At 43.1% G+C, this 10,203-nt stretch carries 8 protein-coding genes and 1 pseudogene; all 9 read right to left on the reverse strand.

What is annotated here, in order from left to right; all coding sequences use genetic code 11:
- Positions 1–39: 39 nt before the first annotated feature.
- Complete coding sequence (gene aroH / locus V7L12_RS02370) at positions 40–477, reverse strand: chorismate mutase (RefSeq protein ID WP_335081789.1); 438 nt, start codon at positions 475–477, stop codon at positions 40–42.
- A 13-nt stretch (positions 478–490) separates the two neighbouring features.
- Positions 491–1,054 carry a PEP-CTERM sorting domain-containing protein gene (locus V7L12_RS02375; protein WP_335081791.1) on the reverse strand — a complete coding sequence of 188 codons (564 nt, stop codon included), beginning with the start codon at positions 1,052–1,054 and terminating at the stop codon, positions 491–493.
- A 228-nt stretch (positions 1,055–1,282) separates the two neighbouring features.
- Positions 1,283–1,942 (reverse strand): PEP-CTERM sorting domain-containing protein, encoded by a 660-nt coding sequence (locus V7L12_RS02380; protein ID WP_335081793.1) that lies wholly within the window; start codon positions 1,940–1,942, stop codon positions 1,283–1,285.
- Positions 1,943–2,131: 189 nt separating this feature from the next.
- Positions 2,132–3,277: a 3-oxoacyl-ACP synthase III family protein gene (locus tag V7L12_RS02385; RefSeq protein ID WP_335081795.1), complete on the reverse strand. Its 1,146-nt coding sequence runs from the start codon at positions 3,275–3,277 to the stop codon at positions 2,132–2,134.
- A 236-nt stretch (positions 3,278–3,513) separates the two neighbouring features.
- A pseudogene (locus tag V7L12_RS02390) lies at positions 3,514–4,814 on the reverse strand (thiamine pyrophosphate-dependent enzyme).
- Between the two features lie 124 nt (positions 4,815–4,938).
- Positions 4,939–6,459: a class I adenylate-forming enzyme family protein gene (locus V7L12_RS02395; RefSeq protein ID WP_335081797.1), complete on the reverse strand. Its 1,521-nt coding sequence runs from the start codon at positions 6,457–6,459 to the stop codon at positions 4,939–4,941.
- Positions 6,460–6,636: 177 nt separating this feature from the next.
- A complete protein-coding gene (locus V7L12_RS02400) occupies positions 6,637–8,070 on the reverse strand; it encodes a cytochrome P450 (protein ID WP_335081799.1) in 1,434 nt (477 codons plus the stop codon).
- 86 nt (positions 8,071–8,156) lie between these two features.
- A complete protein-coding gene (locus V7L12_RS02405; protein WP_335081801.1) occupies positions 8,157–9,842 on the reverse strand; it encodes an HAL/PAL/TAL family ammonia-lyase in 1,686 nt (561 codons plus the stop codon).
- Positions 9,843–9,936: 94 nt separating this feature from the next.
- Positions 9,937–10,203: hypothetical protein (locus V7L12_RS02410; protein ID WP_335081803.1), on the reverse strand; the 267-nt coding region annotated here is incomplete at its 5' end.

Below are 10,203 nucleotides of genomic sequence, written 5' to 3' on the forward strand. Positions count from 1 at the left end.
TTTCTGCATCGAAGAGCGATGTCTAAGGGCGGGCTACGTTTAAGTAAATATCGCTATATCTGGGCGTAACTGTGCAGCACCGCGCAAATAGATCGGGCGTAATGCATTCTGAGGCATAGAAGTATTGAAGTGAATTAGCACCCGAATACAGCATTTAAGGCTACTGTTTACCTGCATTTGCTGTACATCCAACAGAGGAACTTGCTCCCACCCCGGACGACGACGCGCCACCGCCGCCGGAAATATTGCATCTAAGTCAGGAGTGGCGGAAAAAGTAACACTAACGATTTCGGCAGGATCTAGCGGATTTTTGACTTCTAAAGCATTCAATAACTTATCCACAGCTTCGGCGATCGCTTGTGGTAAGTTGTGACTAACTGTAGTTGCACCCCGGAGTCCCCGCACCCGCCATTCTCCGAGTGTCGCTGATATATTAGTTTGTTGATATGTATGTGTAAGAAATGTGAGCTTATCCATATTGATTTGACCCTTAAGTACTTAATTTTGGTCTACGACGAAAGATAAACCAAGCGCCTACTCCCAACAATGCAGGTAACAATGCAGGTTCAGGAACTTTCTCAATTCGGGTTTGGACAGTTCCTGTATACAGCAGGTTGCCTATTGAATTAGGAAAGTCCACATTTGGATAGACATCAAGGATTGCAGTACTTGGGACTGTTGTTCGTATAGCAGTAGATCCCTCAAATGAACCCTTTGGGTAATGAAAATAGTTCACGAAAGCGAAGGGGGATGCTGGTTCCCGTTGAGAAGCGAGTACTTCCCAAAGAAAATCGTCGGTTTCAGGTGCTGTAATACCATCTTCTAGACGGGGTAAAAAAACAATCGGATTACCAATAGTTCCTTGAAAAACTCCCTTCTCGCCTAAGTCAAATTTATAATCATCTCCCCCTTCAAAATATCCTGTAGCAATCGGTGAATCTGCAAACCCTATGGTAGTGTCATCGTAAGTAAAGTAACCGTTCACTCCCTCACCCTCGAAAGTGAATTTATACAATGCTGCCTGAGCGGTATCTATGTTTAATGTTACTGACATGACTAATGCTACTACGCTTGAAATTGCAGGAAGCGATAATTGATTCAATAGAGCCATTTTTATTACCTTTCTAAAAGATTGATCGCCAAATTAGTTCTTAAAACTAATACCAATTAAATTAATGATTGCAACATATCTTAGCTAAAGACGCGATGAATCGCGTCTCTAAAAATGGTCTATTTGTTGCATTCTTTTTTGACCTAAATATACTAAACTGGCTCGGTGTAATTAATCCTGTGCAGATAATAATTGTCGGCACTGACGACGGAAGATAAACCAAGCACCCACTCCCAGTAATGCAGACACTGATGCAGGTTCAGGAATTTGCTCGATTTTTGTTTTAACAGTTCCTTCAAAGGTGTAGTCTCCCGTCGTATTAGGAAAGTCCCAGTATGGGTAAACTCTGAGTCTAGCGGTGTCAGGTAGGCTCGTTTGTAGGACAACAGAATCTGAAAAGCTTCCTTCTGGGTAACTAAAGCGAATTGACAAACCGTATTGCTGCCCACGAGCAGCCGGAGGAACGTAAAGAATAAAGTCATCAATGGCACCATCGTAGCCCAAATTACCAGCACGTCCAAGATAAACAATATTTCTGGCCTCATCATGTATATCTTGCTGCGATCCTTTTGTTCCCTGAGCCAGAATATCCCCTGCATTAACAAAATACTTTTCCACTGAGCCATCATACTCAGCAAGAGGAAAGTTCGGCCCAAGAGGTTCTATCTTATTAGCTGAGTCATCATAAATAAAGTAACCATTTGCTCCTTCACCCTCGAAAGTAAATTTAAAAAGAGCAGCTTCGGCTGGATTTATGCCAACCATTCCTAACACTAAAAGTGCTGTGACGCTGATAGCAGAAGCCATCGAGAATTTATTCAACAAAGCCATTTTAGTTATCTCGCAATATAGCTATACTTGAATGCTGGGAATTTCATTGTTTGGTAAGCGATGCCTACGGCGGGCTACGCCTACGCGTTATCGGCAAAAATACCATCTGTATGTACATAATCCTTGTATTGTGAAAGGAATACCAATACAGTTTTATGCACAATCTCAAATTGATATAGGACTAGAATTCTAGTGACGAATCGGAATTCTATCCTCTGGTTGAAAAAGGCTGACTGAGGGAGCGGGAGCAGGGCCTAGCGCGACATCGCCCCAACGCATTACACAACCACCAGCATTAGATGACGAACCCATTGTATAGACGAGAACTAAATCGTTTTCACGAATTTTACCTGCGTGGGCGGCGTGATACAGATTAGCAACGGGAAAGGTTGGCCCAATGTTGGCATATAGAGGATTGATGTTGATTGTACGCTCTGGTTCAATATCTAGAGCGCGGATGCAAACTCGTGAATACCAAGCACTGGGTGTATTAAAAACAAAAAAGTTGATTTGATCTAAAGTGAGTCCAGCATCAGCGATCGCACCGTGGCAACATAGACGAATAAACTTCACTGTCGTTTCGTTAAACATCTTACTTGCACCCTTGCCGCCTCGGATGAACATTTTGACGTTGCCATGCTCATCGGTGGTGAATTCATTATAGAAGGCTCCACAGGTAGCAGAGGTATTGGCAATTTTCGTACCAAGAATACCTTGATTTGGTTTCAGCTTACCAACTACAAAAGCTCCAGCACCGTCGCCTGATAAAAACGCCAGAGTATCATTTTCGTCGGTATAGCGTGAATACGTAGTTGAGACAACCGCTAACACATTGCGATACCGTCCCGTTTGCACCAAAGAACAGGCCGTCTGAAGTGAAACTAACGCTGAAGTACAAGTTGATTCTATATTCCACGCCGCACCTTGTAGTCCTAGTTTTCCAGCGAGAAAGGCAGCATTACCAGGTGTGATTTGCTCTGGAAACAGTGAAGTAACGAGCATGAGATCGATGTCTTCAGGAGATAGCTTTGCGGCTTCGAGAGCATCGATAGCGGCGTGATACTCTAGTGAGAGCGAAGTCTCATCGGCAGCTAAAACCCTTCGTTCGACAGTACCACGGAAGGGATCTGACATATACGGTGCTACCTCTTGTGACCAGATATCGTTGTCACTATCGACTGTGGCATTATCGGGTACAAACAGTTTCGCCAGGGTTTTTTGTTCGGCCTCAGCAACCATCTTGGGGAAATTCTCTCTGTAGTAATTGTTTGTGCGGATGATGCTAGGAAAGTTAACTGAGACTGCGCGAATACCTACTGGTTCTAATGTTGTCATGACAAATCTCCTTTTGATTTTGTTTTTGGCGTTAGGCAATGGAATTGGAAAATACTGATATAGCAGTCGATAAGAGATCCCCCAACCCCCTTAAAAAGGGGGCTTTTTAGATCCCCCCTTAAAAAGGGGGGTTAGGGGGGATCAAGGTTTTAGGTTTTGAGTGCGTAAGTCTTATTGCTATGACTTTTTGATTAATTTATGGGCAGCAGATTGAGGATTTACGTAGATGCACAGATTTAGGAACGTCCTGTTTTGGCTTCTATGGCTCCTTGCTTAATCAGACTTTGAATGCGACCTCCAATCGGTGCGGGTCGGGTTGGGTCAATCTTCACATCCACAATGAATGGAACAGTAGAAGTAAGTGCTTTTTCTATAGCTACTTCCAAGTCAGATTCAGTATTAACACAGATGCCGTTGGCTCCCATAGCTCTAGCGATCGCGGCAAAATTAGTACTCGGTATCTCCGTATCTATAGGGACGTTCCCACTTAACCCCTGCAACGCCATTCCTTGGGCGCACATATTGTAGCGTCCATCGTTGAGTACAATCCAGACAGCTGGAATCTCGAATTTCACTGCTGTGCTAATCTCATTGTTCATCAGCATTGCTCCGTCCCCAACAATCGCAACGGCTTTACCTTTTCGCCCTAATGCCGTACCAACTACCCCAGTGGCAGCATGACCCATAGACCCAAAACCAGTACTAATCCGGTAACGACCTGGTTGGTTAAATCGCAATAAATTAGTTGCCCAAGCAAAAGAGTTACCCGCTTCAGCTAAGATTGAGGCATCGCTGCCCTCAATAATCAGCCGTTGAATTGCATCCATCAGTGCTTCGGGTCGCACTAAACCATTTGTCCGCTGAGTATAGCAGTTGGTACAGATTGAGAAAATGCTGGCTGAGGTAACTGTACTTTTAATGGTGTCGTCTGTATTGGGGTGGGAACACTAATATGGGCTACAAAGCTGCCTGGTTGTGCTAAACCTTGGGCAAGTCTGCGAGAAATTTCTGGTAATTGATCTCCAGACTCTAATATTGTTGCGTAATTGAAAAGTGGGCCTGAGGTAAAAATTCCTGAGTAGGGCATTGTGTGGGCGCTGGTTTCTTGACAAGCTCCCCGACCGCGATTTCCAGTTGAGGTTGCAGCTGACAAGAAAATTACCTTTGCTCCTTCCCCTCGTGCAGCAAAAAGCCCAGTCAGAGCATTAGTGATATCAGGGCCTGTAGTAGTGAATACCACGACGGGGCGATCGCTGGCAAAATAAGCCTCGGTAGCGGCAAAAGCTGCTCCTGATTCATGGCGAAAGTGAAGCAATTCGATGCTGCTACGGTTTAATGTCGCCCATAATGGTCCAATACCGCCTCCTGAAACACCAAATGCATAGTTAACTCCCAAATTTTCCAGGATCTCAACTAGAGCCTCTGCAACCGTAGGGGTTAATTCTGAGTCTGAAGATTTTTCATTTAGCGATGCAGGAGAGAAAATGGAAGATCCAGTTGAAGTTTCAAATGAAATTTGATTCGATGGAGGATTAATTTTTGTTCCCAAAGCTTGAGAAGAATTAGCTTTTTTGTTGATATATTTAGTATTTACCATTGTCAACCTTGATTCCTATTTGTTGAGTTTTTAGCTTTATTGATTACTTTGCTCAAGCTAGCATTTAGTTGTTAGTAGCAGCTAATTGAGAGCTGGATTGCTGGCGTAAAACTCGTTTTAGAATTTTACCCGTTGGGGTTTTTGGCAGAGAATCTACAAAATTTATAGCACAAGGAATTTTATATTTTGCCATTCTTTCAGAGCAAAATTTGAGGATTTGTTCTTCGCTAATTATCTTCCCCTGCTTCAAGATAATATTTGCCTGAACTATCTCACCTTTGATAGCATCCTTAATGCCATATACAGCTACCTCAGTAACAGATGAATGTTGATAAATCACATTTTCAACTTCAGTCGGATATACCTTAAATCCAGACACGTTAATCATGTCTTTTAAGCGGTCAACGATGTAGAAAAAACCATCTTCATCTACCCAACCAATATCACCAGTATGGAACCAGCCATTTTTAATTACTTCCGCAGTTTCCAATGGGCGATTCCAATAACCAAGCATGACGTTAGGGCCTCGAATTACTATCTGACCCAATTCACCAAGCTCTACTTGACGACCATTATCGTCAATCACTTTCATTTCTACATTCTCAATTGGAGCGCCAATGGAACCGAGTTTGTATTTTAAATCGTGATTATAAGATGCACATGGTGATGTTTCAGTTAAACCATATCCTTCATTAATGACTTTTCCATATTTATCCCGCCAAGTTTGTGCAACTTCAATTGGCATCGGTGCGGCGGCTGAAAAGTAGTAACGTACACCATTGAGGTTGTAGCCAGATAAATCACTATTTAGAAGATTGATGAATACCGTTGGTACTCCAAAGAACATTGTTACTTGATGAGTAGCGATCGCGTTAAGTATTTGCTCAAAGTCAAATCGACGTTTTAGGATAATTGTGGCGCAGACATTTAATGCTGCATTGAGAATAGCATTTTGACCAAAGCAATGAAATAACGGTAAGTAAAGTAGTAATCGGTCATCTGGTTGCATTCCACAACAACGGTTTTGGGAATACATATTAGAAATTATGTTGCCGTGACTAAGGGTCGCTCCTTTCGGAAAACCTGTTGTTCCCGACGTATAGACGATGCTAGCAGGAGTATGGCGATCTATTTCAATAGCATCTGCATTGCCAGAAGCACTTTCCATTAATTTCGCTAAAGTAATTCCCTTTTTGGTGCTACCCTCTGCAATCAAAATATGTTGCAGTTCGGGTAAATCTGCCTCTGGTACATTTTCAACGAGTGACTCTGTGGTAATTATTGCCTTAGCAGCACAATCATTGAGAATATAGCTCACTTCATTGCTTTTCAGCATAACATTGACTGAGACGACAACTGCACCGATTTTGAGAATGCCAAGATAAGAAATGATAAATTCTGGAATATTTGGCAAAAACAAAACTACGCGATCGCCTTTTTTAATTCCTAATCCACTTAAACTGTTGGCTAGACGATTTGCTAGTTGATTAAGCTGTTTGTAAGTAAAAGAGTTCTCTTCAAATATCAGAGCGATTTTGTCAGGATAAAGTTGAAAACCCCGCTCGATATGATGGGCAATATTCATGGCTAAAAAGACTCACTCGACTTGATTACCTTTGTCTAATTCAATATTGATTGATAAGAAGAATTCAGAACTCAGGAGCGGAGCGTCTCCGATCGGAATTCAGTGTTACAGCTATTTTCAGGTAAATAGACTACGCGGTAGGGGCGCAAGGCCTTGCGCCCCTACAACAGATGTGGTTCAAATACATGAAAACTGCTGTAATAATGTCTTTTGAGTATTTAGCTGACTGACGTTATCAAGTTCAGTTCGTGGCTGCAATGTCATCAGAATGCCTTTGCGTGTTTGCAGAGTTAGTAATGGCTGGCACTCAACCGGGTGTTCAGGCAGTAGATTAAGGCGGAAACGTTGACACACCATTGCTACAATCAACTGAATTTCTGTTAAAGCAAAGATGTCACCTAAGCATTGACGTTGGCCACCGCCGAAAGGAAAGTATGCATAACGCGGACGATCAACAGAACGTTCTGGGGTGAATCGCTCAGGATCAAAGCCTTCAGGATTATCCCAAAAAGCAGGGAGGCGGTGGGTGACAAAGGGACTGAACAAGAGCATGGAGCCAGCTGGGATATGATAGCCGCCAATCAAATCATCGCCCAAGTTGTTGCGGGCATAAACCCACGCACCCGGATAAAGACGCATTGCTTCCTGAACAACCATTTTGGTATATTTTAAGTGTGGCAAATCCTCGAAGGTCGGGGTTCTTCCAGCCAATACCGTAGTCAGTTCTGCTTGTAACTGGCGTTCCACAGTGGGATATTTGCAAAGCAAGTACCAGATCCAGCAAAGTGTTACAGCTGAAGTCTCAAATCCAGCAGAGAAGAGTCCAACTATCTGGTCATGTAATTGCTGGTCACTCAATCCCTTGCCAGACTCATCCTGAGTATTCATAAACATTGAAAGTATGTCATGAGTGGTATGATTGCCTTGTTTGCGTTGTTGGATGATGCTGTTGGCAATTGTGCGGAGGGTGTTGATTGCTTGTTTAAACTGGCGATTTTTTGGCGTGGGAAAGCTAATAGACGGCTTGATGATAGCCCACAAGCGATCGCTAAGGAACTTGTAGATAGTATTCCAAGCCTGAATTAGTTCGCTGGTGTCGCTATCAGCATCGATACTCAAAGTCGTCTTCAGGAGAATCTTCTGTGTCAGCACGAGCATCTGTGCAGAGACATCGAGGGTTCCACCGGGTGGAATTTTTTGCCAGCGTTCTACCATCTGGGCGGTAAGCTGGGTCATGTCATTGACCATTGTGGCGATTTGCTGGCGGTGAAAAGATGGTTGCATTAAACGACGCTGGGAACGCCATGAGTCACCCTCGCTAATTACCAAGCCTTCACCAATTACTAGTTTCATGTCCTGGAAATTTTCACCTTTTGTATAGTTCTGAGGATTTTCTTGCAGGACATACTTCACACAATCTGGATCGGCAATCAAGTAAAGTTGTTGCGGGCCGATTGACCCCAGATGGACAACGCCACCATATTTACGCGCTGCATTGGTGAGGAATTGCAGCGGATTTGTTGACATTTGTGGAAAGCAGCCAACAATCGGAAAACTGAATGGGCCTGGAGGCTTTTTAAGTACATCTTGGTAGATGCTTTGTTTAACCATTGTATTTTCTCTCCAATTTGAAAAAATTATGACTGTTAATTAGAGATTGAGATTGTATCTAGTGTTTAGCGCGTGCATAATTGGTATTAAGAGTGCAAAGTCAACAAAAGATCGTTAACTGCTTGCACAATCTGTCCACCATTGGCAATATGTTCGTCTAGAGCTTGTTCGTGGTCATTCCAGATGTAAGGTCTGCCAGGAGAAGGCGCTTGTCCGACTACATCGCGGATTGCTAGATATAAATTTCTGGTTGCTGGCGAGAGGGTGACGCGGGCATCATAACGTCCAACAGTTTTGTATGTGCGTAAATCAACTGCTTGCACGCCAAACATCAAGGCGAACGCTATATATTGTTGAAAGATTTCTACTGATTGACGCGCTAAATTTGCCGAAGCAAAACCTTGACTATTGATATTTTGGTTATATTGTTCTGCGTGGGTAGGAAATCTGTCAGCTATGGAATTTCCATAGAAGGTTAACAAAGGCATAATCGAGTTGCCAGTAATTTGTAATCCCTTCAAACCCATATTTACACTCCGCTCTTTATTACCAACTAAAGATGCAGAAAGACCATTGTTAAATTCTGGTGCTACCAAGTAGGCTATTTGAACATCCAAATGTTTAGCTAACAACCCAATGTAGTAACGCAATTGATCCATGCCTACGCCAATGTACTGCCCTAAGAAATTGCCACCATGATAACTTGCTTGGTTTTCCACATCGATGAGCGGGTTGTCAGTTACAGAGTTAACTTCTACTTCAATTTGTTTTTGAATTTGCTCAAGTCCATCGACAATTGTCCCCATATATTGAGGTAAACAACGCAGTGAATAACGGTCTTGAATTGGATCTTCGCCGCGATAGTCGTGAGAACCATTTAACTCTTCTCGAACTAACCGTGAACCTTCCAACAGGTTGAGCATTTCGTTAGCAGCCCATTTTTGTCCTGAATGTGGTTTCAGCTGATGAATAAATGGGTGAAATGATTGATTAGTCCCATTTAAACCTTGAATAGCTAAGGCGTGAGCGCCCATTGCTAATGCTAAAAGATTTTTGGTGTCGTAGACGCAATTGGCGGCGATACCTGTCATCACTGATGTGCCATTCATCATCGCCAACCCTTCTTTCGGAAGTAGTTGTAATGGCTCTAAACCCAGCTTTTTCAGTGCTGTTAGTGCATTTATTTCTTCACCGTTAAAGTCAACGGTGTAGCTGGAATTTAAACCAATCAATGCCCCAGTGATATATGCTAAAGGTGTTAAATCACCACTAGCACCAATTGACCCATATTCGCAGACATGAGGTGTAACACCAGCATTGAGGAATATCAGCATCCGCTTGATGATTTCCAAACGAATCCCCGATGCACCGCTAATGTGGGAGTTTGCACGTAGAAGCATTGCAGCCCGAACATCAGCCAGAGGTAATTTTTTTCCTGCACCTACTTTGTGATACCACATCAAATTATTTTGTAGTAACGCCGCAGATTCAGGAGAAATTACTACATTTGCCATACCACCAAAACCAGTTGTCACCCCATAAATAGGTTCGCCAGATTCAACTGCATGGCGAATAAAATCGCAGGATGCTTGGATATTAGACAATCTTTCTAGATCGTCAGTTAAACGTACCCGTGTTCCATAACGCGCTACACTAGTTACTTCTTCAACAGTGAGATTGCGATCGCCTACAATTACAGCCTCATCAGAACTATGCACAAAAGGAAAGGCAATTTTGTTGGCAGTTTTTTTGCTTAAACGAAGTGTATCCATGCTTTTGAGAGTTTATGACTAAAGTTTTCAACCTTGACAATTAGTGAAGAAGGCAGGAGGTTGGAATTTAGATGAGGCGAGGCTTCAACCCCATCTAATTCCAATCCACCAAATCAGAGATTTTGGTGAGGGATTTAAACCTGTAAGCTCCACGAAAGGTCGCCACAGGAGATAGCGCAGCGGTAGCTTTGCGTACTCTTACACAGAAACAAGCTAGCAAGAGCGTCTGTCTGCGACACGCTGCGCGAACGTAGAGAGCGTCAGACAGATTAAACTCAACGAGGCTGTCACCAACCCCGTTGGTCTTCAAAACGGAACGTGAAAGTTTCCCTTCATTCCGCTCCTCAATGCTTTGGTGCTT

The sequence above is a fragment of the Nostoc sp. genome, from assembly GCF_036918245.1.
In the GTDB taxonomy this organism is placed as follows: domain Bacteria; phylum Cyanobacteriota; class Cyanobacteriia; order Cyanobacteriales; family Nostocaceae; genus Nostoc.

Excerpts from the sequence above, each read along its gene's own strand:
- aroH (WP_335081789.1), bottom strand. The coding sequence starts at position 477 with ATGGATAAGCTCACATTTCTTACACATACATATCAACAAACTAATATA.
- V7L12_RS02375 (WP_335081791.1), bottom strand. The coding sequence starts at position 1,054 with ATGTCAGTAACATTAAACATAGATACCGCTCAGGCAGCATTGTATAAA.
- V7L12_RS02380 (WP_335081793.1), bottom strand. The coding sequence starts at position 1,942 with ATGGCTTTGTTGAATAAATTCTCGATGGCTTCTGCTATCAGCGTCACA.
- V7L12_RS02385 (WP_335081795.1), bottom strand. The coding sequence starts at position 3,277 with ATGACAACATTAGAACCAGTAGGTATTCGCGCAGTCTCAGTTAACTTT.
- V7L12_RS02395 (WP_335081797.1), bottom strand. The coding sequence starts at position 6,459 with ATGAATATTGCCCATCATATCGAGCGGGGTTTTCAACTTTATCCTGAC.
- V7L12_RS02400 (WP_335081799.1), bottom strand. The coding sequence starts at position 8,070 with ATGGTTAAACAAAGCATCTACCAAGATGTACTTAAAAAGCCTCCAGGC.
- V7L12_RS02405 (WP_335081801.1), bottom strand. The coding sequence starts at position 9,842 with ATGGATACACTTCGTTTAAGCAAAAAAACTGCCAACAAAATTGCCTTT.